General features: G+C 69.8%; 24 protein-coding genes. 6 read left to right on the top strand and 18 right to left on the bottom strand.

The features are described 5' to 3' along the window. Positions 1-79 precede the first annotated feature (79 nt). Together ACS5RC_RS01285 and pedF are read right to left on the bottom strand one after the other, a co-directional pair. Positions 80-940 carry a substrate-binding periplasmic protein gene (locus ACS5RC_RS01285; protein WP_478342016.1) on the bottom strand — a complete coding sequence of 287 codons (861 nt, stop codon included), beginning with the start codon at positions 938-940 and terminating at the stop codon, positions 80-82. Then, on the bottom strand, positions 930-1,352 hold the full coding sequence (gene pedF / locus ACS5RC_RS01290; RefSeq protein WP_478342017.1) for a cytochrome c-550 PedF: 423 nt from the start codon (positions 1,350-1,352) through the stop codon (positions 930-932). Before pedF ends, ACS5RC_RS01285 begins: the two co-directional genes overlap by 11 nt. A 209-nt stretch (positions 1,353-1,561) precedes the next feature. Between pedF and ACS5RC_RS01295 the strand changes: the two genes are divergently transcribed. From ACS5RC_RS01295 to ACS5RC_RS01315, 5 genes are all read left to right on the top strand, one after another. After that, a complete protein-coding gene (locus ACS5RC_RS01295) occupies positions 1,562-2,812 on the top strand; it encodes an ABC transporter substrate-binding protein (RefSeq protein ID WP_478342018.1) in 1,251 nt (416 codons plus the stop codon). Continuing rightward, positions 2,809-3,804 (top strand): YVTN family beta-propeller repeat protein, encoded by a 996-nt coding sequence (locus tag ACS5RC_RS01300; RefSeq protein ID WP_478342019.1) that lies wholly within the window; start codon positions 2,809-2,811, stop codon positions 3,802-3,804. The genes ACS5RC_RS01295 and ACS5RC_RS01300 overlap by 4 nt, the downstream gene beginning before the upstream one ends. 110 nt (positions 3,805-3,914) lie before the next feature. After that, positions 3,915-6,020: a 4Fe-4S binding protein gene (locus ACS5RC_RS01305; RefSeq protein ID WP_478342637.1), complete on the top strand. Its 2,106-nt coding sequence runs from the start codon at positions 3,915-3,917 to the stop codon at positions 6,018-6,020. Continuing rightward, positions 6,017-6,991, top strand: coding sequence for an FAD:protein FMN transferase (locus ACS5RC_RS01310; RefSeq protein ID WP_478342020.1), 975 nt, complete (start codon positions 6,017-6,019; stop codon positions 6,989-6,991). Before ACS5RC_RS01305 ends, ACS5RC_RS01310 begins: the two co-directional genes overlap by 4 nt. Position 6,992: 1 nt before the next feature. Next, complete coding sequence (locus tag ACS5RC_RS01315) at positions 6,993-7,790, top strand: DUF1194 domain-containing protein (protein ID WP_478342638.1); 798 nt, start codon at positions 6,993-6,995, stop codon at positions 7,788-7,790. Positions 7,791-7,825: 35 nt separating this feature from the next. Here ACS5RC_RS01315 and phnE (ACS5RC_RS01320) read toward each other — a convergent pair whose 3' ends face one another. From phnE (ACS5RC_RS01320) to phnD, 4 genes are read right to left on the bottom strand one after another with little or no spacing between them, the layout of a single operon-like run. Continuing rightward, positions 7,826-8,626, bottom strand: a complete 801-nt coding sequence (gene phnE / locus ACS5RC_RS01320) for a phosphonate ABC transporter, permease protein PhnE (RefSeq protein ID WP_478342021.1) — start codon at positions 8,624-8,626, stop codon at positions 7,826-7,828. Beyond that, a complete protein-coding gene (phnE, locus tag ACS5RC_RS01325) occupies positions 8,623-9,396 on the bottom strand; it encodes a phosphonate ABC transporter, permease protein PhnE (protein ID WP_478342022.1) in 774 nt (257 codons plus the stop codon). Before phnE (ACS5RC_RS01325) ends, phnE (ACS5RC_RS01320) begins: the two co-directional genes overlap by 4 nt. Positions 9,397-9,416: 20 nt before the next feature. Beyond that, positions 9,417-10,220, bottom strand: coding sequence for a phosphonate ABC transporter ATP-binding protein (gene phnC / locus ACS5RC_RS01330; RefSeq protein ID WP_478342639.1), 804 nt, complete (start codon positions 10,218-10,220; stop codon positions 9,417-9,419). 14 nt (positions 10,221-10,234) lie between these two features. Next, positions 10,235-11,257: a phosphate/phosphite/phosphonate ABC transporter substrate-binding protein gene (phnD, locus tag ACS5RC_RS01335; RefSeq protein WP_478342023.1), complete on the bottom strand. Its 1,023-nt coding sequence runs from the start codon at positions 11,255-11,257 to the stop codon at positions 10,235-10,237. A 287-nt stretch (positions 11,258-11,544) separates the two neighbouring features. Between phnD and ACS5RC_RS01340 the strand changes: the two genes are divergently transcribed. After that, a complete protein-coding gene (locus tag ACS5RC_RS01340; protein ID WP_478342024.1) occupies positions 11,545-11,985 on the top strand; it encodes a hypothetical protein in 441 nt (146 codons plus the stop codon). Positions 11,986-12,012: 27 nt separating this feature from the next. On the opposite strand, the gene ACS5RC_RS01345 is transcribed toward ACS5RC_RS01340, so the two are convergent. The 12 genes from ACS5RC_RS01345 to ACS5RC_RS01400 all read right to left on the bottom strand — a co-directional run bounded on the left by ACS5RC_RS01345 (position 12,013) and on the right by ACS5RC_RS01400 (position 22,521). Next, positions 12,013-13,179, bottom strand: a complete 1,167-nt coding sequence (locus ACS5RC_RS01345) for an extracellular catalytic domain type 1 short-chain-length polyhydroxyalkanoate depolymerase (protein ID WP_478342640.1) — start codon at positions 13,177-13,179, stop codon at positions 12,013-12,015. A 187-nt stretch (positions 13,180-13,366) separates the two neighbouring features. After that, the gene (locus ACS5RC_RS01350) at positions 13,367-13,786 is read right to left on the bottom strand and encodes a CopG family transcriptional regulator (RefSeq protein ID WP_478342025.1); all 420 of its coding nucleotides are present in this window, start codon (positions 13,784-13,786) and stop codon (positions 13,367-13,369) included. Positions 13,787-14,326: 540 nt separating this feature from the next. Further along, positions 14,327-14,494, bottom strand: coding sequence for a 50S ribosomal protein L33 (gene rpmG / locus ACS5RC_RS01355; protein ID WP_109950145.1), 168 nt, complete (start codon positions 14,492-14,494; stop codon positions 14,327-14,329). Positions 14,495-14,633: 139 nt separating this feature from the next. Then, positions 14,634-15,371, bottom strand: a complete 738-nt coding sequence (locus tag ACS5RC_RS01360; RefSeq protein WP_478342641.1) for an NUDIX hydrolase — start codon at positions 15,369-15,371, stop codon at positions 14,634-14,636. Next, positions 15,340-15,819, bottom strand: coding sequence for a DUF983 domain-containing protein (locus ACS5RC_RS01365; protein ID WP_478342026.1), 480 nt, complete (start codon positions 15,817-15,819; stop codon positions 15,340-15,342). Before ACS5RC_RS01365 ends, ACS5RC_RS01360 begins: the two co-directional genes overlap by 32 nt. Positions 15,820-15,876: 57 nt before the next feature. Beyond that, positions 15,877-18,183, bottom strand: a complete 2,307-nt coding sequence (rnr, locus tag ACS5RC_RS01370) for a ribonuclease R (protein WP_478342027.1) — start codon at positions 18,181-18,183, stop codon at positions 15,877-15,879. Between the two features lie 135 nt (positions 18,184-18,318). After that, positions 18,319-18,657 (bottom strand): hypothetical protein, encoded by a 339-nt coding sequence (locus tag ACS5RC_RS01375; protein WP_478342028.1) that lies wholly within the window; start codon positions 18,655-18,657, stop codon positions 18,319-18,321. Between the two features lie 62 nt (positions 18,658-18,719). Beyond that, positions 18,720-19,298, bottom strand: a complete 579-nt coding sequence (locus tag ACS5RC_RS01380; RefSeq protein ID WP_478342029.1) for an NADPH-dependent FMN reductase — start codon at positions 19,296-19,298, stop codon at positions 18,720-18,722. A 66-nt stretch (positions 19,299-19,364) separates the two neighbouring features. Then, the gene (locus ACS5RC_RS01385) at positions 19,365-20,003 is read right to left on the bottom strand and encodes a VOC family protein (RefSeq protein ID WP_478342030.1); all 639 of its coding nucleotides are present in this window, start codon (positions 20,001-20,003) and stop codon (positions 19,365-19,367) included. A 13-nt stretch (positions 20,004-20,016) separates the two neighbouring features. Continuing rightward, positions 20,017-20,382: a hypothetical protein gene (locus ACS5RC_RS01390; protein WP_478342031.1), complete on the bottom strand. Its 366-nt coding sequence runs from the start codon at positions 20,380-20,382 to the stop codon at positions 20,017-20,019. Between the two features lie 138 nt (positions 20,383-20,520). Then, the gene (gene glnA, locus ACS5RC_RS01395; RefSeq protein ID WP_478342032.1) at positions 20,521-21,933 is read right to left on the bottom strand and encodes a type I glutamate--ammonia ligase; all 1,413 of its coding nucleotides are present in this window, start codon (positions 21,931-21,933) and stop codon (positions 20,521-20,523) included. Between the two features lie 249 nt (positions 21,934-22,182). Continuing rightward, positions 22,183-22,521: a P-II family nitrogen regulator gene (locus ACS5RC_RS01400; protein WP_009866062.1), complete on the bottom strand. Its 339-nt coding sequence runs from the start codon at positions 22,519-22,521 to the stop codon at positions 22,183-22,185. Positions 22,522-22,630 lie beyond the last annotated feature (109 nt).

Below are 22,630 nucleotides of genomic sequence, written 5' to 3' on the forward strand. Positions count from 1 at the left end.
GCGCGGCAGTCGTGCCGATCGCGTCGATCGCGGCGGTCGTTCGGGACCTGCCGGAGGATGCGGGCGGCCGCGGCCCGCCTCAATAGCCCTTCGGCGCCACGTAGGTGACGCCGTAGCGCGCGCAGATCGCCTGCAACCGGCCCTCCGCGGCGAGCGCCGTCATCGCGTCGCCGACCGCGTAGGCGAGGTCGCGGGAATCGGTCCGCACCGCGCCGCCGATCTCCCAGCGCGTCTTGACGAGCCCCTGCGAGGGAATCTCGCCGATCGGGTTCTCCTCCGGCGGCGCCTTGGCGGCGAACAGCGCGGCCTCGATCGACGCGCGCGTGCCCGCGAGGACCGGGGTCTCGCCCGCGAGATAGGCCCTGGCCGCCTCCTCGAAGCTCTTGAAGTGCTTGAGGTTAGCCCGGTACCGGCCGCCCGCCGCGGTGAGCAGCATCAGGTCGGCCGCGCTCGCGCCCTCGACCGCCACCGCGTTGTCGCCGAGATCGTCGAGGGCGTCGAAGCCCGCGAGCCGGCCCCTGCGATAGGCGAAGGCGATGTGCTGGTCGAAATAGGGGGCCGTGAGAAAGATCTGCTCGTTGCGCAGGGCGAGCTGGCGGTCGGTCGGCACGTGCAGCATCAGGTCGGCGAGCGGCGTGCCCGCGAGGTCGCCGCGCCAGAGGTTGAGGCGGAAGTCGCCGTCGACGTTCTCGCCGGCATCGACCACCCGCAGGTCGAGCGCGACCTTCAGCCTGTCCGCGATGGCCCGCGCGAGATCGGCGTCGATGCCGCGCGCCGCGCCGGGACTCTCCTCGGAGAAGGGCGCGTTGTCGCCGTAGATCGCGACCCGCAGCGTGCCGTCGGCCACGACCTGATCGAGGGGGCGGGCGGGGGCCGGCGGGGCGAGCAGGAGGGCGAGAGCGAGGCCCCAGGCGCCCGCGCGGAGCGGGCTACTCCTCATGCTTCGATTCGATGTAGCTGCGGATGGCCCACAGGCCCTCCTGCGAGATCACGCCCTCGAACGCCGGCATCTTGGTGACGCCGTTGATCACCGCGCCGTGGCGCATGCGCTCGACGAAGTACTCGTCGCCCTCCTTGCCCTGGGGCAGGTAGCGCAGGTCCGGGGCGAGGCCGCCGGAGATCATCTGCAGGCCGTGGCAGCGGGCGCAATTCTGGTTGAAGCCCGAGGACCCGATCGCGATCGCGTGCGCGTCGCCCTTGTAGGGATTCTCGGCCACCCACTCGGTGCCCAGCGGCTTCAGACCCTCGGTGTTGACCGGCTGCGGCTGGACGTCGCCGTGCCCGAAAGCGGCCCCCGCCGCGAGCGCGATCGCGACGAGCGTGCCGCCCGCCGTCGTCAGGACTTTGCGCATCTGCCTCCCCATCGTTGTTGATCGAGGGGTAGCAAGTGTCCGGAAGCCGACCAATTGTGCTTTGGTACGACCTGTACAGGAGCGATAACTCGGGCCGAGCGGTCTCGCCTCTGCTGTGCACCTTGGTCCAATACCGGGTCTGCGCCCGCCTCCGTATCCTCTGCCCCAACGACACGCGGGCAGGCGGCGATCAAGGGGGGCGGCGCGGGATGAGGTCCTCCCACGGGCTGCGGGACGGCGTGCGGAGGCGGCTCCTGGCCGCGGGCGCCGGTGGCGCCTGCGCCGCGGCGCTCGCCCTGCTCGCCCCGCCGGATGCCGATGCCGCGCCGGCGGGACGGGCAGAGCCGGGGCCGCCGCTCGCGATCCACTATCTCGAGCGGCGGATCGAGCGGCCGGCCCCCCTCAACAACGAGGAACGGATCCCCGACGACGAGGGCGCCAAGGGGGCCGAGCTCGGGCTCGCCGACGCGAACGCCACCGGCCGCTTCGTCGGGCTCGGCTTCAGCCTCGACAGGACGGTGGTGCAGCCCGATGCCGATATCCGGGCCGCCTTCCGGCACCTCGTCGCGCCGCGCTTCGTCGTGGTGAACGCACCCGCCGCGGACGTGCTGGCACTGGCCGACCTGCCCGAGGCGCAGGGCAGCCTGCTCCTCAATGTCGGCGCGGCCGATACCCGGCTGCGCGAGGCCGATTGCCGGAGGAACCTCCTCCACGTCCTGCCCTCGCACGCGATGCTCACCGACGCGCTGGCGCAATTCCTCGCCTTCAAGCGCTGGCAGCGCATCCTGCTCGTCTCGGGGCCCGCGCCGGGGGACGCGCTCTACGCCGAGGCGCTGCGCCGGAGCGCGCGCAAGTTCGGCCTGCGGATCGTGGCGGAGACCGCCTACGATCCGCGCGGGGGCGACGTGCGCGATTCGGCGCTGCGCGAGTTCGCGATCCCGACCCGCGGCGCCGAGCACGACGTGGTGGCGGTGGCCGACGAGCCCGGCGCCTTCGGGGCGAGCCTGAACTACAACACCGCCGCGCCCCGCCCCCTCGTGGGCACGCAGGGGCTCACGCCCGCCGCCTGGGGGCGCCCGGTCGAGGCCTGGGCGGCGGTGCAGCTCCAGGGCCGGTTCCACCGCCTCGCGGGGCGCCCGATGCGCCCGGTCGACTGGGCGGGCTGGATGGCCGTCCATGCCCTCGGCGAGGCCGCCGTGCAGGCGCGCAGCACCGATCCGGCGACCGTGCGCGAGCGTCTCGTCTCGGAGCGCTTCGAGGTCGGCGGCTTCAAGGGCCGCCCCCTGAGCTTCCGCGCCTGGGATGGCCAGCTGCGCCAGCCCATCTTCCTGCTCTGGCCCGGCGCCGTGACGGCGACCGCCCCGCTCGAGGGCTTCCTCCACCACCGCACCGAACTCGACACGCTCGGCCTCGACCGGCCCGAGAGCGCCTGCCGGGCCTTTCCGGGGAGTGCCGGATGAGCCGGATCGCCGCCGTCCTCCTGCTCGGTCTCGCGGCGCTGCCCGCGCGCGCCGAGGAGATCTTCGTCTCGAACGAGCGCGACAACACCGTGACGGTGATCGACGGCGAGAGCCTCGCGGTGCTGCGCAGCTTTCCCGTCGGCCGCCGCCCGCGGGGCCTGACCTTCTCGCGGGACGGGCGCGCGCTCTACGTCTGCGCCAGCGATTCCGACGCGGTCCAGGTGATCGACCCGCAGACGGGGGCCGTGCGCCACGACCTGCCCTCCGGGCAGGACCCGGAGCAGTTCGCCCTGGCGCCGGACGGCCGGACGCTGTTCATCGCCAACGAGGAGAACGCCACGACGACCGTGGTCGACGCGCAGACCCGCCGGGTGCTGGCCCAGATCGACGTCGGCATCGAGCCCGAGGGCATGGCGGTGAGCCCGGACGGGCGGATCGCCGTGACGACCTCCGAGACCACCAACATGGTCCACTGGATCGACACCCGCACCCTGGCGGCCACCGACGCGACGCCGGTCGGCCAGCGCCCGCGCTACGCCGCCTTCTCGGCGGACGGCGCGCGCCTCTGGGTCTCCTCCGAGATCGGCGGCACCGTCGCGGTGATCGACGTGGCGACCCGGCAGGTGATCGAGACCGTGGCCTTCGCGGTGAAGGGCGTCGCCCCCGACCGGGTCCAGCCGGTGGGCATCCAGCTCTCCCGCGACGGGCGCCGCGCCTTCGTGGCGCTCGGCCCCTCCGACCGGGTGGCGGTGGTGGACACGCAGACCTTCGCGGTCACGAGCTACATCCTGGTCGGTCGGCGGGTCTGGCAGCTCACCCTCAACGGCGACGGCACAAGGCTCTTCACCACCAACGGCGTCTCGGGCGACGTGACGGTGATCGATACGGGAAGCCTGAAGGCGCTCAAGACCGTCAAGGTCGGGCGCTTCCCCTGGGGCGTCGCGGCCCGGCCGGCCCCGGACCCGCAGCAGGCCGCCAGGGCTGAGCCGTGACCGGGGCCGACCGCAGCATTCTCCGCGTCGTCCCAGGCCTCGCCGTCTCGGCCCTGGCCGCCGGGGCGGTCGCCTTCGGGGCGATTGTCTTCGCGGCGAATGTCTTCGGGGTGGTCGTCCTCGGGGTTGTCGTCTTCGGGGCGGTCGCCCCGGCGCGCGCCGGCCAGCTCGACCGGACGCGGATCGAGGCCTATTTCCCGCCGCCCCTCGTCGTCGGCGAGAAGGACGACGCGGTGCCGGTCTGGCCGATCCTGAAGCAGCAGGCCGGCAGCTACGAGGTCTTCGCCTACGCCTTCGAGTCGGTCGACCTCGCCCCGATCCCGGGCTTCGGCGGCACCGCTCCGGACCTCCTGATCGCGCTCGCCCCCGATGGCACCTTCCGGGACGTGAAGGTCGTCTCCCACCGCGAGCCGGTCTTCCTCGAGGGGCTCGGCTCGGAGCCGCTCTTCGCCTTCGTCGAGCAATATGCCGGCCTCTCCGCACGGCAGGCGATCCGCGTCGGGCGCCCGAACGCCCGCGCCGCGGGCGCCGCGCCGCAGACCACCGTCGACGGGATCTCGATGGCGACCGCCTCGACCCGGGTGATCAACCAGTCGATCCTGGCCTCGGCGCTCGCGGTGGCGCGCGCCAAGCTCGGCTTCGGCGCCGCCAATGTCGGCCTCGTCGTGCGGGCGAGGGCGGAGGCCGCCGCGCCGGCGGGCCGCGCCGAGCCCGTGAGCCTCGCCGCGCTGCTCGCCCGCGGCTGGGTCAAGCGCCTGACGGTGACGCGCGCGGAGGCCGCCGCCGCGTTCCGCGGGACGGGCGTCGCCGATCCCGGCGAAGGGCGGCCGGACGACGTGCTGAGCGACCTTTACGTCGCCTATCTCAACGTCCCGGCGATCGGCCGCGGCCTGCTGGGCGCGGCGCGCTTCGACGCGCTGATGCGCGAGCTCGGACCCGACGCCCACGCCGTGATGGTGCTGAGCGCCGGCCCCGCGGAGGCGCCCGAGAACCCGGTCGGCGACAGCTTCGTGCTCGGCTCCGTCCCCGACCGGCTCGCGCTGAGCCAGGGCGGCCTCATCGTCAACGCCCGCGACATGGCGGTGGAGCGGCGCGAGGCCGGCGCGGCGGAGGGCCTGCCGCCGGGCGCCTGGAGCCTCCTGAGGATCGACGCCGCGGCCGGCTTCGACCCGTCCGCGCCCTGGATGCTCACCGAGACCATCGTGCGCGAGCGCGGCCAGATCCTGGCGGAGCGGATCGCCCGTTCGTTCTCCGTCACCCTCGCCCTGCCGCCGGAGCTGTTCACGCGGGTGCGGCCCGACGACGGACCGAGCTGGACCGACCCGTGGCGCGCCCGCGCGCCCGAGCTCGGCATCCTCGCGCTGATGCTCGGCCTGCTCGTGCCGGTCCTCGCCCGTCAGCCCGGGCTGGTGGCCAGGCAGGGCCGCTTCTCCGCCTTCCGCCTCGCTTTCCTCGCAATGACGCTCGGGTTCCTCGGCTGGTTTGCGCAGGCACAGCTCTCGATCATCACCCTGATGGGATTGGTGCGCGCCGCAACGACGACGCACGACCTCACATTCCTCCTCTACGACCCCCCCTCCCTGGTGCTCTGGGCCTTCACCCTGGCGACCCTCCTGATCTGGGGGCGCGGAACGTTCTGCGGCTGGCTCTGCCCCTTCGGCGCACTGCAGGAAGGCGTCGCCCTGCTCGCGCGCCCGCTCAAGATCCGGCCGGTCTCCGTCCCGCTGCACCTCGACTGGATCCTGCGGCAAGTGAAATACGCCGCTCTCGCCGGACTCCTCGCCACGGCGGCTCTCGGTTCACCGCTGGCCGACACGCTCGCCGAGATCGAGCCGTTCAAGACCGGGATTACGTTATCCTTCTTGCGGGCGTGGCCGTTCGCCGTCTACGCGGTCGGCCTCCTCGTCCTCAACCTGTTCGTCTACAAAGGTTTCTGCCGATACCTCTGCCCGCTCGGAGCAGCGCTCGCCCTGGTCGGGCGCCTGCGCATCCTCGCCTGGATCCCGCGCCGGGCGGAATGTGGAAGCCCCTGCCAGCTCTGTAAGGTGCGCTGCCGTTATGGTGCGATCCGGGCCGACGGGCGCATCGACTATCCCGAGTGCTTCCAGTGCATGGATTGCGTCACGATCATCCACGACCCGAACCAGTGTGTCCCGCAAGTGGTGGCGCGCAAGCGCGGCCGACACATTCTAGCCAAGCCGGTTGCAGCGGAGTGACCGCGATCGGAGTGCCCAGTCGGCGCCGGCTGCTCGGCGCCCTCGGCCTTGCGGCCACCGGAATCGGCGGCGCGGACGCGTTCCGGGCGCTTGCCGCCGTGCGCGGGTTCGAAGTCCGGATGCGGGCCGGGCTCGCCTTCGGCACCACCGTGGCGCTGACTGCGGCCGGGCCGGACCCGACCGTGCTCGAGGCCGCGCTCGATGACGGCTTCTCGGCCATGCGCGCTATCGAGCGGGCCGCGAGCCTGTTCCGGGCGGACAGCGCGCTCTCGCGCCTCAATCGGGAGGGTCGACTTGAGGCGCCGCCGCGGGATTTACTGCGCCTGCTCTGCTTCGCCCTCGATCTCGCGGCCGAGACCGACGGCGCCTTCGACCCGACGGTCCAGCCGCTTTGGCCGCTCTGGTCGGAAGCCGCCGCACGGGGGGCACGACCAGATCGCGACGCGCTCGCCCAGGCGGTCGCTCGAATCGGCTGGCGCCGCGTGGAGGTTCTGCCTGATTGTATCGCCCTCGCGCCCGGCACGGCGCTGACGCTCAACGCCCTGATTCAGGGCTACGCCGCCGACCGGGTCATGGCAGCCCTGCAAGCCCGCGGCATCGTCGACGCGTTTGTGAACACAGGCGAGTTCGGGGCTGTTGGACGCCACGCCGACGGCTCGCCCTGGCGCCTCGGCATCGCTGATCCGCGTGCGCCCAGCCGGATCGCGGCCGTGATCGCGCCGTTCTCGGGCTTCGCCGCCACCTCGGGGGACTACCAGATGAGCTTCTCGCCGGATGGGGTCGACCACCATATCTTCAATCCGCGGACCGGCTTCTCACCCCCGAACCTGTCCTCCGTGACCGTTACCGCCTCTAGCGGGCTCGTGGCCGATGGGCTGTCGACGGCCTGTATGGTGCTCGGGCCAGTGCGCGGAGCGCGCCTCGTTGCGGCCCGGCCGGGCTGTGCCCTCCGCGTCGTCGAGAAGGCTTGAGATGAACGTCGGACGCGCGGCCCGCTTCGTCGGCTGGAGCCTCGCGCTCGCCGCCGCGCTGCCACTGGGATCCCCGGCCGCGCGGGCACAGGCGAGCTCACCCGCGACGGCGCTGATCGTTTCCGTCGACGTCTCGCAATCCGTCGACGACGAGCGCTTCCGGTTGCAGATGGAAGGCATCGCCGAGGCGCTTGAAGACCCAGCCGTCGTCGCGGCGATCACCGGCAACCCGGGCGGCATCCTGTTCGCTTTGGTGACCTGGGCGGACAGGGCGAGCCAGCCGGCTGGATGGCGTCGGATCGCCAGCCAGACCGATGCGGCTGCCGCCGCCGCTGCCCTGCGCGCAACACCGCGGCAGGCTGGCGAGTTCACCTGCATCGGGCAGATGTTCCGCACCATGTCGGCCAGCGTGATTCCGACGCTGCCGCTGCCGGTGGATCGGATCGTGGTCGACGTCTCGGGCGACGGCATCGACAACTGTACCGACCCGGACAGCCTGGAGGCGGAGCGCCAAGCCCTGCTCGCCACGGGCGCCACCATCAACGGTCTTCCGATCCTGGTGCCGGGCGAGAACGACGTGGTTGGCGCGGGCGCCTACCGTGCGCCGGGCTACGGCCTGCGGCCGACGCCACTTCCTCAGGACCGTACGAGCCTGGAGCAATGGTATCGCGCCCACGTCGTCGGCGGTCCCGGCGCCTTCCTGCTGACGGCTGCAGGGTACGGCGACTTCGCTCGCGCGCTGCGCCGAAAATTCGTGATCGAGATCAGCGCGCTGTCTGATCTCGAGCGCCGCCGCTGAGGTTGGTCCCGAGACGCGTTGGACGGGACCTTGCGCTAGAGGATCCTCGCCCGTAGCGCCGTGACCACGATCTCGGCCAAGATCACGACGCCGAAGATCGCGGCGAGGACCACCGCCACCTGATCCCAGTAGAGGAGGTTCAGCGCGGTATCGAGGGCAATGCCGATGCCGCCGGCTCCGACCAGCCCGAGCACCGCCGATTCCCGGATATTGATGTCCCACCTGAACAGGGCGATCGACCAGAAGGCGGGTTTCACTTGCGGCCAGTAGCCGAGAAGAAGCGTCGAGAGCCACCCTGAGCCCGCGGCCTGCAGGGCCTCGATCGAGCCGCGGTTCGATTCCTCTAGCGCCTCGGCCAGGAGCTTGCCGGTGAAACCGACCGAGCGCAGCGCGATTGCCAGCGTGCCCGCGAGCGGCCCCGGACCGAACACCGCCACGAATAGCAGCGCCCAGACCAGGGCATTCACGGAGCGCGAGGTCACGAACACGAACTTCGCGAACAGGTTCAGAACGGGGCTCGCGGTGACGTTGCGGGCCGCGAGCAATCCAACCGGCACCGCGATCAGCACCGCGATCAGGGTGCCGAGGGTCGCGATGTGCAGCGTCTCGACAAGAGCCCGGAGGGTCGGCCAGACATAGGCGCGATCCATCGGCCACATCCGGCCGAACAGATCGGCCATCTGGTCGGGGGCATCGTAGAGGAACTCCGGGATCACCTCTATGGTGCGCAGGCTCGCAACGAAGGCGGCGACCGCCGCCAGCGTGAAGGCGAACCGCGCGATACGCCTCCAGGGCGAGAAGCGCCGCCAGCGGTGCGGCGTGCCCGCGGCTCTCACTGAAATACCTTGCGCGCCCAGCCCGACACGATCTCGGCTCCCATGATCAGCGCGACGATGACGATCAGGATTGCCAGCACCACATCGTAGTCGAAGCGCTGATAGGCGGTGAACAATGTCGCGCCGATACCGCCGCCGCCGACGATCCCGACCATGGTCGAGTTCCGCAGATTGGAATCGAGCTGGTAGGTCGAGAAGCCGATGAAGCGCGGCAGCACCTGCGGGAGCACACCCATGATCAGGGTAGACATGAAGCCGGCGCCGGTCGCGCGCACGGCCTCGACCTGCTTCAGCGAGATCTCCTCGATCGCTTCGGCGAAAAGCTTGGCGATGAAGCCAACGGAGGCAACAATCAGCGCCATCACGCCCGCGAGCGCGCCGAAGCCGATCGCCTTCACGAACAGGATCGCCACGATGATCGGGTGGAACGATCGACACAGCGCGATGAGGGACCGCATCGGCCACGTCACCCAGGGCGGCAATAGGTTGCGGGCCGCGAGGAAACCGACGGGCAGCGCAAGCGCGATGCCGGTCACGGTGGCGATCACCGAGATCTGCACGCTCTCGATGATACCCGACTGGATCAGCTCCCAGCGTGAGAAGTTTGGGGGAAGCATCCGGGAGAGGAACTGGCGGCCGTGCGCGAGACCGCTGGCAAAGCGCGCGGGGACGAAGCCGAGCTGACTCGCGGCGTAGAGCGCGTAGGCGGCGAGCAGCAGCCAGCCGACCCGTGCCGTCCAGTTCGGGCTGAACGCGACGCGCCCGCCCACGGAGGTTGGGTCGGGCGCCCTCATTCGAGCCAGTTCTCGCCGCCGTAGATGCCGCGCAGGTCGCGCTCGCTCAGGTCTCCCGGTGGCCCGTCATAGACGACGCGTCCGCCGGACATCCCCACGATGCGCGTAGCGAAGCGCTGAGCGAGCGCGACGTTGTGGATATTGACGACGACCGGCACGCCGCGCTCCGCCGCCAAGCCGCAGAGGATCTCCATAATCTCAGCCGAACTCTTGGGATCGAGCGAGGAGGTCGGCTCGTCGGCGAGCACGATCTCGGGCTCCTGCATGATCGCCCGCGCAATGCCGACGCGCTGGCGTTGGCCGCCCGAAAGCGCGTCGGCGCGGCGCGTGGCGAAGCCGCTCAGACCCACGGCATCCAGAAGGTCGAAGGCCCGCGCGACATCGGCCTCGGGAAAGCGGCGCAGCCACGCGCGCCAAGCCGGCACGTAGCCGAGCCGGCCGCAAAGCAGGTTCTCCATGACGGAGAGGCGTTCGACCAGGTTGTACTCTTGGAACACCATCCCGATTCGCCGCCGCATCCGGCGCAAGGAGCGACCCGAGAGCGTGGCGAGGTCCTCGCCGCGGAACAGAATCTCGCCGGAGGTCGGCTGCACGAGGCGATTGATGCAGCGGATCAGCGTGCTCTTGCCGGTTCCCGACGGCCCGATGATCGCGGTGAGGCCGGACCCCGGCAGAACGAGGTCGATGCCCTTGAGGACCGGCTGGCCGGGCCGGTAGGCCTTCACCAACCCGCGGATCACCAGGGCGCGCGGATCCAGTGCCGACGCACGCGCCGGAGCCACGACGGCAACGTCCCGCATGGCGGATACAATGGTCACGGCTTGCTCACGCCGTCCGCCTTCTTGCGCGCCGCCTCGGCCTCGCGGGCGGCTTCGCGCTCGTAGGCAGCTTTGTTGTAGGGCGTCCCCGAATCCTCGGCGACCTTGCGTACGATGGCCCAGTCCTTGAGGTAGGTAATCGGCGCGAAGCGGTCGTCGCCCTCGAAGTCCTTCACCATCTCGGGCGGGAAGCGGAAGTCGTAGAAGCATCGCTTCAATGTCTCGGCCAGCTCCGGCTTAAGATCGTGGGCGTAGGCGAAGCCCGAGGTCGGGAAGGTCTTGCTGGTGTAGATCACTCGGTAGTCTTCGCCCTTGATCGTGCCGCGGGCGATCATCCGGTAGTAGACGTCCGAGGCCACCGGCGCCGCATCGTAGTCGCCGGTGCCGACGCCGAGGGCCGACTTGTCGTGCCCGCCCGAATAGACGAGCTTGTAATCCGCTCCGGGCTTGAGCCCCTCCTCAGGGAAGAGCGCCTTCGGGGCGAGGTTGCCCGAGTTCGAGGACGGGGCGGTGTGGGCCACGCGCTTGCCCTTGAGGTCAGCCAGCGTCTTGTAGGGGCTGGTCGCCTTGACTACGACGAGGAGGTTGTAGCCTTCGGGACCGTTCGCGGTTCCCTTGGCGGCGAAGGGAACCGCGCCGGCCATGTTCACCGCGAAGCCGAGCGGGCCCGTCGAGAATCCGGCTACCGTCAGCCTGCCCGACCGCATGGCCTCGATCTCGGCCGAGTTCGACTGGACCGGGTAGTAGACGACGCGCTTGCCTGTACACTGCGCCAAATAGGCTGTGAAAGGCTTGAAGGAATTCTCGTAAACAGCGGGATCCTCGACCGGCGTGTAGGCGAAGACGATGACGCTCGGATCGCGCGTCTTCGCCGGCAGGTCGGCGACTAAGTCCTTGTCCGCGTCGCAATAGGCGTCGTCGAGTTGACCGCGATTGGCGCAAGCGTCGGCCTGGAGGGGCGACGGCGAACCGAATCCACAGACCAGCGCCAGAGCCGCGCCATATCGAGCCATCTTCACGCGAGGTCCTCCCTGCGGGGCGTTGCCCGAGGGCAGCCCCGTCGTGCAAGCGCTCGATCCACGCCGAGCTTCGACGTGAAGTTGTAGGCGCGGGGTCCGGGATCAGGCAAGGCGCCGACCGCGACGAGGACGCGATGCGCGGGGAGAGCCGCCCGGCGTCTAGGCTTCCCGACATAGTTTGTCCTCGCGACGAGCGACGTTATCTTCGGTCGTCGAGATGAGGGCGCGACCGGGGCGTCGCCGTCCGGCTCCGTGTGCAAGATCGACCGTACGGCGGGAGGATGCAGATGCAGGTGCCGGTTCAGGCGATCGCGAAGACCGCGTTGGGCTCCGATAGCGGCGGGCTCGCCCCGGCGCGCGCGATCCTCACCCTGCTGTCGGCGCTCGCCGTGCTCGGGGCGTGCTCAGCGGCCACGCGGATGCCCGCTACCGCCATCGAGCCCGACCTGGTGCGGGTGATACGCTTCATGGCCCTGATCAAGGGCGGCTTTGCCCTCGCGGCCTTCGCCGGTTGCTTCTGGCGCCTCGCTCGGCCCGCGAGCCCGTGGCGGGCCCCCGTCTACGTCGTCGCACCGCCGATCATGGCCGCAGGCGCGATCGGGCTGTGGTCGTTGCAGACACCTTGGATCGCCGTCGCAGGCCTGCATCTCGGGCTGCTGGCCCTACTCGCGGCGGCACTCACCGACCCCGATTTCTGGGCCGGCGTTCGGCGCACGGGGCGTGCGTGAGGCCGGCCGCATCGAGATCCGTCGGCGTCAGTGCCGAGCGGCGTTCGTATGGGCCAGGAAGAACCGCACCATCTCGCGGCTGGCATCCGGGCCCTGCGGATCCGTGAAGGATCCCCTGGGGCTGCCGCCTGCCCACGCATGCCCCGCGCCGTGCAGGACCCATTGCTCACGCACGGCACGGCCGGTCGCGTCGGTTTGGACGCTGCGCGTGTAGGCCGTCCCGCCCGGTGAGCGCCCCTCCTCGATGGTCCGCTCCCCAATCGCGCCCGGCGCCGATTGCGCGATGACCTGATCGCCGTTGGCCGGATGGACCGTCTGATCGCGGTCTCCGTGGAAAACGATCGTCGGCACGGCATGCCGTCTGTTGGCCGCCCCCACCCCGTTGCCCTTCATCGCAGCGAAGGCCGAGCCTACGTCGCGCGCTGCCCCGCAGGCCAGGCCGGAATGGACGCCCGCCGCTGCGAACAGGTCGGGATAGGTGGCAGCGAGGATCGCCGCGGCGGCTCCACCCGCTGAGAGGCCTGCCACGTAGATCCGGCTCGGATCGGCCGAGAATGCCTCGATCGTCTCCCGGGCGATACCGGCGATCAGGGCGGGTTCGCCGCCCTCGCGCTGCTGGTCTCCCGGCTCGTACCAGTTCCAGCACCGCTGCATGTTGGCCGAGCGCGGCTGCTCCGGATAGGCCACGAGGAAGGTCTGTTCCTCGGCGATCTCGTTCATCCGCGTCCCGATCGCGAAATCGTCCGGATTCTGCGTACAGCCGTGAAGCATCACGATGAGGGGCAGCGTTTGGCCGGTATAGCCACTCGGGACGTAGAGCTTGTAATTGCGCTCGCCCATGCCGCTGCGGAACGTGCGCGTCTCGAAGCGCGCACCATCCGGAAGCCCGGTCGAGGGCGCTGAGGCCGAGCCGGGCTCCCCACCGAGAGCCGCGCCCAGCCCGGCCTTCGCCAGCGAATCCTGGATCGTGCGCATCACCGCTCCGGCGATGTCACCCGGGGGATGCGCGAAGGCCTGCTTGTCGGGGCCCGTGCCACCCGTATCGGGCGCCGTCCAGGTGCCATCGGGTGTCGGCGGGGCGACCATGTCGATGACGCCGCCATCCGGCGCCACCGGCGCCGCGCCCTGCCGCGTCTCAACCCAGGCGGCATAGGCCGCACTCTGCCTGCGCTGGAGCTCGGCCATCGCTGCCATCGCCTTAGCGGCGCGCGCGGGGTCGGCCTTGGGCAAGGCGAAGGTTCTGGGCACGGCGAAATCCTTCGGGAAGCCGAATTTGGGCATGGCTGTTTTGGAGAAGCGGTTCATCGGATCTGTCTCTGAGAAGCGGGGGGAGAACGGTGCGGGATGCCCGTCCGCCTGCGCCGAAAGGGAAAGGGAGCTGTCAGCTGGTGCGGTCGGCGAGTGCCGCCTTGACCGCAGGGCTGGCCTGGAAGGCGCCCAGCACTGCCACGGAGGCGATGGCTGCCCGGGCGAGTTCAGGCGTCACGTCCGGGGCGATGCTGGCGAGTCCCAAAACTTGGATGTGGATCGGGCTGCCGGCGTCGCGGGCGGCTTCGAGGACCTGCTTCGTGTAGTGAGACAGGCCGAGATGCAGCTGCTTGCGGGCGACGGATTGCTTCACCGCCTCACCCTGCCGCTCGATCTGATTGCGCACGGCCGTGCGAATGAAATCGGCGCGATTGGCGTAGAACCCGTCGCGCACCATCAGGTCGATATGTCCGAGATCGATGAAGCCGAGATTGACCGTCACCTTCTCGCTGTCGGGCAGCTTGGGACGCAGCGTGACAGGGGTATCTTCCATCTCGGCCTTCCCAAAACCATCCGGTTGGATGGTCTGTAGATGGCGATCAGAAGGCTGGAGACAAGTGGGCGTCGCCGAATCGCGACGGAGGTCGGCCGCTGCTCCCCCTGTTTCCCGATGGCCGAGCGCAATCGGCGTGCGACGGATCGGCCCGACGATGGGGGTTGATGGCTGCGGGTCTCCGGGTCTTTCTGGACGTTCAGAGCGGGCAGCGATGGCTTGGGCCTGCCGGCCGGACGCGATCGGCCGTCGATCTCGACACCGCTCTGCCCGGCGCATCTCTTCGGGCTTCGGCCACGCAGGCGTGCTGGGCACAAGCGCCATCACGGTCGGAAGACCCGAGGATCGACCGATGCAGGGGACGACCGTACCGAGGGCCGTTACGGGTGCCGTATGTCTACCGATGGGGTCGGATGGGTAGGCCGCTCACCCGAGGCGATGCTTTGCTGCCTAGGTCCAGTTCGCAAAGGCTCGGGCAGCAAAAAAGCCGCCCCGGTCGGAGGCGGCTTTTTATCAGATCGGGGCTGGAAAGCCGACGATTTACTTGATCTTGGCTTCCTTGAAGTCGACGTGCTTGCGCGCGACGGGATCGTACTTGCGCATGGTCAGCTTCTCGGTTTGCGTGCGCGAGTTCTTCTTGGTGACGTAGAAGTAGCCCGTATCAGCAGTGGAAACGAGCTTGATCTTGACGGTGACGGCCTTGGCCATGGGGCGCTCCTGAGCTTCGCGGCATTCCGCGCAAGCGAAACGCAAAACGAAAAGGGCCGGGCAGGCCCGGCCGAATACGGGCGGGTGAATGCCCGATCCGGCCGTCGAGGTCAAGACCCGCGGGCCAGCGCGAAGGCTGCTACAGGGCGGCCCGCTCCCGCCGGCCGTAGCGCTCGAAATGGAACGGAATCTCTCGGAAGGGGGCGAAATCGACGGCGATCTGGGCCTCCAGCTCGTCGAGGACCGCCCGGGTGATGAAGGGCAGTTCGAGCTTGCGCGCCGCGTCGAGCCGCAGCCACGCGAGCTCCGTAAACTCGGATTCGGGGCCGACGCGGCCGGGCTCCTCGGCGGCGATCGCATCGCGGTCGGCGGCGAAGAAGCGGGTGTCGAAGCGCCGCACACGCTTGGGCGGCGTGATGGCGCGTGCGACGAGATGGAGCCCGTCCAGTTCGGGATGGACACCGTGGCGGCCGAAGGCCTCCCAGCCGGGCGGCGTCGCGTGCGGCGGGCCGTAATCCCGACTCCCAACCAGCAGTCCCGTTTCCTCGAAGGTCTCGCGGATGGCCGCCAGCGCCAGCAACCGTCCGAGATCCTGAGGGGGGCGGGAGACCTGCCGCATCAGCGCGGCGTCAGCGTAATCCGGCAGGGTGTTCGCCACCGGCATGCGCCGATCGGCCGGCTCGGTGCGTCCGCCCGGGAACACGAACAAGCCGGGCATGAATGCGAGGCGCGGGTTCCGCCGCCCCATCAGGACGCGGGGCCCGCCGCGGCGGCGATCGATCAGGATCAGGGTGGCGGCGTCGCGCGGGCGTAAAGCCTTGGCGGCAGCTTTGCGCGCGGGCGCCTCAGGCGCGGCCGAGGCCGGGCCGGCCGGCATCGAGTCCGGGTTGTCCAAGGCGCGCCTCCTCCGGCCCCGGTGCGGGGCGCAACCCCGGTAGCCCGGCGAAACCGTGCATGCCAAGGGCGTATTGCAGCCCGACCACCGCGCCCTTGACCGGTTGCAGCAGACCGAGCGCGAGGCCGAGAGTGAAGAGAGGCCAGAAGCTGAGCTGAAACCAGAGCGGCACGTCGTAGCCCATCTCCAGCTCCAGGATGAGGTAGCCGACGAGATGGGCGACGATGAAGATCACCAGGTAGGGCGGCAGGTCGTCGGCCCGGTGGTGGTGCAACTCGAGCCCGCAGGCCTCGCAATCCGGCCGCACCTTGAGAAAGCGCCCGAAGATCCGCCCCTCGCCGCAATGCGGGCAGCGCCCGACGAAGCCGCGCGCCATCGACCGGATCAGGCCGGTGCGGACGGGGGGAGGCGCGATGTCACTGGCGCTCATGGATCTCGCCTCGGGTTCTGGGTGGCGCATGTCCTCGCGACTAGCACGGATGGGCCTCTAGCGCCGTGAGCCGCGATGCCGCGAGCCTGAGTTGCGGATGCCGGGCGGCCGGCCCGACGGCGCGGCCTTGAAGGACCGGCCGGCGCCGGGCTTCCCCGCCGGGCGCTTCGTTCCGGAGCGCGAGCGGCCCTCGGAGAGCAGCTCGAAGCGGAGCGCCCCGGCGACGGGCGAGGCCTCCACCAGCTTGACCTCGACCCGGTCGCCCAGGCGGAAGGTCTCGCCTGTGCGCTCGCCCACCAGGGCGTGACGGGCTTCCTCATGGCGGAAATAGTCGGCCCCGATGGTCGAGACCGGCACGAAGCCGTCGGCCCCGGTCTCGTCGAGCTTGATGAACAGACCCGAGCGGGTGACGCCCGCGATCTGGCCCGAGAAGGTGGCACCGACGCGCTCGACCAGATGGTTGGCGATGAGCCGGTCGATGGTCTCGCGCTCGGCCGCCATGGCGCGGCGCTCGGCGGCCGAGATCTGCTCCCCGATCCGGTCGAGCTCTGCCAGCGCCACCTCGGGCGGGAGCCCGTCCTTGCCGAGCTTGCACGCGGTGATCAGCGCGCGGTGCACGATCAGGTCGGCGTAGCGCCGGATCGGCGAGGTGAAATGGGCGTAGCGGCGCAGGTTCAGCCCGAAATGCCCAAGATTCTCGGCCGCATAGACGGCCTGGGCTTGGCTGCGCAGCACAACCTCGTTGAGGAAGACCGCGTGCTCGGTATCGGCGACCGTCGCCAGGATGCGGTTGAACAGGGCCGGCCGCAGGGCGCCGTCCTTCGGCAGCTTGATGCCGACCGAGGCCAGCACCTCGCCCAAGGCCCGCATCTTCTCGATCGCCGGCTCGTCGTGCACCCGATAGATCAGGGGCTGGCGCGCCTGTTCCAGGGTCTCGGCGGCGGCGACGTTCGCCTGGATCATGAACTCCTCGATCAGGCGGTGCGCGTCGAGGCGCTCTGGCACCACCACCCGGTCGACGGCGCCGTCGGCGCCGAGCAGAACCTTGCGCTCGGGCAGATCGAGCGCGAGGGGCCCCCGCCGGTCGCGCGCCAGCTTCAGGGCCACGTAGGCCTGCCAGAGCGGGCGGAGCGCCGGCTCGAGGAGCGGCTCGGTCACGTCGTCCGGATGCCCGTCGATCGCCGCCTGCGCCTGCGCGTAGGAGAGCTTGGCGCACGACCGCATCATCACCCGGTGGAAGCTGTGGCGCCGCTTCACCCCCTCCGCCGTGATGATCATGCGGACGGCGATGGCCGGGCGCGCTTCGCCCTGGCGCAGCGAGCAGAGATCGTTCGAGATCCGCTCAGGGAGCATGGGCACGACGCGATCGGGGAAATAGACCGAATTGCCGCGCTCCAAAGCCTCCCGGTCGAGGCTGGAGCCCGGTCGGACGTAGGCGGCCACGTCGGCGATCGCCACGGTGAGGACGAAGCCGCCTGGGTTCTCCGGGTCGGGATCGGGCTCGGCCATCACCGCGTCGTCGTGGTCCTTGGCGTCCGGCGGGTCGATCGTGAGGAGCGGCCGGTCGCGCCAATCCTCGCGGTCGCGCAGCGACGCGGGCTTGACGGCCTCGGCCTCGGCCAGCGTCGCCTCGGCGAACACGTGCGGGATGTTGTGGAGGTGGAGCGCGATCAGGCTCACCGCCTTCTCGGAGCCCAGCGCACCCAGACGCTCACGCACCCGCCCGCGGGGCAGGCCGAAGCGGGTCTCGCGCTCGAGGGTGACGCTGACGAGGTCGCCGTCACGCGCCTCGCCCTCCTCGCCCGGGGGAATCAGGATCTCGCGGCCCTGGCTGCGCTTCTCGACGGGCAGAATGCGCCCGCCCTGAGCGCCCGCCTTGAACACGCCGATGATCTCGGCCTTGTTCTTACCGATCACCTTGACGACGCGGCCGGTGTAGCGGCCCTCGGACTCGGGATCCGGCTCGACCCGGATCAGGGCACGGTCGCCGATGCCCGGCGCGGGCCGGCTGTCCTTGCGCCCTCTCCGCACCGGCATCAGCACGATGGCCGGTGGCTTGCCCTCTCCGCTCCACTCGATGGGTGCGGCGACGAAGTCACCGTTGCGGTCGCGGGTGCGGATGTCGGCGAGCACCACGGGGGGAAGCTGCCCGGCCTTCGATAGGCCGCCGCCGGAGCGGGCGATCGCGCCGTCCTCCTCGATCTCCTTGAGGATGCGTTTCAGGCCGATCTTGTCGGCACCCTTCAGCCCGAAATGCTGAGCGATGTCGCGCTTGTCGACCTTGCCGGTCGCCGCGGCGATGAAGGCGAGGATCTGCTCCCGGCTCGGGAGGGAAGGGGGTGTCGCGGTCGCGCGCTTGGCCAAGAAGGAAGGCTCGCTGCGCCATCCCTCGCGAGACGGCGCCGGTTTGAGGTCGGGGCCGGAATGGCCTGATCCCACAACATGGTATCGCGGGCGCCCCGCGGCAACGCCGAGCGTCCAGCCCTCAACAGGCGGCGCTCAGCCGGTCGATGCGATCTTGCGAATGTGGTCGACACCCGCGTCCACGTCGAAGCCGCTCGAGACCAACGCCTCGAGGGTGAAGGGGCAAGCGCGCGGCAGGGTCAGGTTGACGACACCCTCATCCGGCTGAAGCTCGGGTGCCTCAGCCTGCTGGATCGCGAGGGTCCAGGCCCCGTCGAGCTTGAGCGTGGCCGGGTCCGGCGGATCCGCCGCGAGCCCGCCGAGCGCCGCGCGTGCAGCCTCGCGGTAGGCGAGGCTCTTCGCATCGTCCGATACCAGGGCCGCCTTGATCATCTCGGACAAGGCGTCCCGTACCCGCTCAACGCTCGCATTCATGTCTTATCCGCCACGCCACGCCCCCGAGGTGCGGCGTGGCAAGGGCGATGCCACGGATGCGCTCAGTAGGGCGTCCCCGTCCGCCGCTGCGCTCGAAACGCCTCCGCATACCAGGCCAACTCATCGAGGAAGCGCCCGGCGGCCTTGCCGATCCAGTCTTCGATCGGCTCGCCCGTCTCGCTCAGCGCCTTGCCGATGCGGGGGATCGGCAGCAGCGAAGGGATGCTGGGCGTGCCGAGTTCGGCCAGCATGGCCCGCAGCTGCATCGCGGCGCGCACGCCGCCGTACTGGCCGGCCGAGTAGCAGCAGATTGCCGACGGCCGCCAGAAATACTCCTCGAGGAAATGGTCGAGCGTGTTGGACAGCGCCGGCGGGATCGAATGGTTGTACTCGGCCGAGACCACGACGAAGGCGTCGGCGCGGGCGTAGAGCATCGCCAGCCGCTCCAGGGGCTCGGGCGCCTCGCCCTTCGGGTATTCCTTGTACATACGGTCGAGCAGCGGAAGCTGCAGTTCGGCCGGATCGACCAGCGGCGCCTCGTGCCCGCGGGCTTCGAGCTGGCCCACCAGGAAGCGGGCGGCGCGGATGCCCTGTCGGTCGGCACGCACCGAACCGAGAATCACCGGGACGACGAGGGACACGGGCATCTCCTGGGCCTGGATCGGCGGCGGAGCATAGAGCCGCAAAGGGCGCTCGGGACAAGATGCTCAGGACAGGGTGCACCTGCCGGATGGCGTAGCGATCTCCGCGGTGAAGCGGACGGCCGCGCCGTCGCTGATCTCGGGCGCGTCGCGAAGGCCGATCGCTCGGTAGAGTTCTGCCGCGCGCTTCGGCTCGGGATGCGCCATCCGGAAGCGCGCCAGCCGCGCGCCGAGATCCGGCATGGCACGGGCGGGGCTGCCGGCCGGGCCCCAATCCATCAGGCAGGGCAGGAGGCCGTCCATCGCCAGGGCGCCGTCCTCGCGCAGCGCGAAGCGCCAGCTCAGGCTGCCGCGGCTCATGCGGTGCGGCGTGCCGAACAGGACGGGATGCCGGGCGAGCGCACCGTCGAGATCGTTCGTGCGAGCCACGAAGGCGCGCAGGCGCCGCCCCGCCTCCCAGTCGGCGCGGACCGCTGCCGTGTCGTCGAGCCCGAACCAGCGCGGCCGCCCGGGATGCGGGGCGTCAGGGTCGACGGCGATCACTTCGAGGAAGAGCGCGTCGCCGAGGCGCAGCAGGTGGTTGCGCGTGCCCATCTCGCGGTGGCGCCCGCCCTCGGGGATGTCGAGGTCCAGGCTCTCGCGGACATGATCGACCCCCTCCGCGAGGGTCGGGGCGACGATTGCGAGGTGATCGAGGGTGAGCATGCGGCCTTCGCGGTTACAGCCCCTTGCGGAGTTGATCGTGCGCGAAGGCCAGCAAGTCGCGAAACCCCTTCGCTTCAAGGAATCTCACGTCGGATGCGGTCAGACTCCAGAGCTTGCTCAGCTCGTCGGGCGACAGGTCGCTCTCAAGGACCTGCCCGATGAAATCGCGCAGGCGCCGGCGTTCCTCACCCTTGAAGCCCCGCATGGCAGCGTGCGCGGCGTCCTCCAGGGTGTCGTGCAAGACGTCGATGTCCTGATGGAACCCACTGCCGAAAGTCCGAAATTCCGGGATCGGGGGCAAGCGACCGAGCCGCTTCCTCGTCCGATTCGGCCGGATCCGCTTCTTCGCCCTCTGTCCCATCGCGGCGGCCCGGATCATCGATCGTCCGAATCCGTGGATAGGAATTAGAGCAGAGCCGCAACCGCGCACGCCGGCGCGGCCTCGGAACGCGAAACGCTGGAGCCCCGGCGCCGCAATCGTCGGGTAGGCCGGGCGTCGCCGCCCGGCCCGTTCCGCTCAGAGCGAGTAGTACTGCACAAACTCGATCGGGTGCGGGGTCATCTCGTAGCGCAGCACCTCGGTCATCTTCAGCTCGATGAACGAGTCGATCTGATCGTCCGAGAACACGCCGCCAGCCTTGAGGAAGGCGCGGTCCTTGTCGAGGTTCTGCAGCGCCTCGCGCAAGGATCCGCAGACGGTGGGGATCTTCTTCAGTTCGCGCGGGGGCAGGTCGTAGAGGTCCTTGTCCATGGCCGGACCCGGATCGATCTTGTTGATGATGCCGTCGAGGCCCGCCATCAGCAGGGCCGAGAAAGCGAGGTAGGGGTTCGCCATCGGGTCGGGGAAGCGGACCTCGACGCGCTTGGCCTTCGGGTTCGTCGTCCACGGGATGCGGCAGGAGGCGGAGCGGTTGCGGGCCGAGTAGGCCAGCAGCACGGGGGCCTCGTAGCCCGGCACCAAGCGCTTGTAGGAGTTGGTCGAAGGATTGGTGAAGGCATTCAGCGCCTTGGCGTGGCGGATGATGCCGCCGATGTACCAGAGGCATTCCTGGCTGAGGTCGGCGTACTTGTCGCCGGCAAACAGAGGCTTGCCGTTCTTCCAGATCGACTGGTGCACGTGCATGCCCGAGCCGTTGTCGCCGTAGACAGGCTTCGGCATGAATGTCGCCGACTTGCCGTAGCTCTGGGCCACGTTGTGGATGCAATACTTGTAGATCTGCATGTGGTCGGCAAGCGTCGTCAGCTTGTCGAACTTCATGCCGAGCTCGTGCTGGGCCGAGGCCACCTCGTGATGGTGCTTCTCGACCTTCACGCCCATCGACTGCATGGCGGCCAGCATCTCGCCGCGCATGTCCTGGGCGGAATCCTGCGGCGGCACGGGGAAGTAGCCGCCCTTGGTCTGGACCCGGTGGCCAAGGTTGCCGCCCTCGTAGTCGGTGAAGCCGTTGGTCGGCAGCTCGGTCGAATCGAGCTGGAAGCCGGTATGATAGGGGTCGGCGCCGAACTTCACGTCGTCGAACACGAAGAACTCGGCCTCGGGGCCGACGAAGATCTCGTCGCCGATGCCGGTCGAGCGCAGGTAGGCCTCGGCGAGCTTGGCGGTCGAGCGCGGGTCGCGCGAGTAGGGCTGCCCGGTCGAGGGCTCCAGCACGTCGCACACGATCGACATGGTGGAGGCGGAGAAGAACGGATCCATGCAGGCGGTGGCCGGGTCCGGCATCAGCAGCATGTCGGACTCGTTGATCGCCTTCCAGCCGGCGATCGACGAGCCGTCGAACATGGTGCCGTCCTGGAAGATCTCGTCGTCCACGAGGGAGACGTCGAAGGTGACGTGCTGCCACTTGCCCCGCGGGTCCGTGAACCGGAAGTCGACGTACTTGACGTCGTTGTCCTTGATTTCCTTCAGGACTTCGGCTGCCGTCTTTGCCATCCCCAGGGGTCTCCTTCTCGGCTCGCGCCGCGGTTGTCCCGCGGGGCCGCTAAGGATCCCGCGAGCGAAGTGTGCACTTCCGCGGGCGGGATTACAGGTGAGGATGGCACAAGGCTAGAGGGAATCCGGCCTTCAGGGGCACGGATTGCCGGCTCTTAAGTGCTTGATGCAGCGCACAATCTCAGCCCGCGCGGATCCCGCGGGGGCGACGGTCGCCCGATCCTGCCGCCGGAGCGGGAGCCCTTCGGGTCAGATCGCGTCGGAGCCGGTCTCTCCGGTGCGGATGCGGATCGCCTCCTCGATGGTGGAGACGAAGATCTTGCCGTCGCCGATCCGGCCGGTCTGCGCGGACTTGCGGATCGCCTCGACCGCGCCCTCGACCAGCGCGTCCGAGAGGACGATCTCGAGCTTCACCTTGGGCAGGAAATCGACCACGTACTCGGCGCCCCTGTAGAGTTCGGTATGCCCCTTCTGGCGACCGAATCCCTTGGCCTCGATCACGGTGATGCCCTGAAGCCCAACCTCCTGAAGGGCCTCCTTCACCTCGTCGAGCTTGAAGGGCTTGATGATCGCTTCGATCTTCTTCATGCCGAGCGGCCTGACCTGATACTCTGCTGTGTCGGATTTCTAACACCCCCTCAGCCCCTCCGCCACGCCGATTTCGGAGGGAGGCGGTGAAAACCGCCCATTGCACCGG

This window comes from Methylobacterium sp. HJ2 (genome assembly GCF_056431005.1).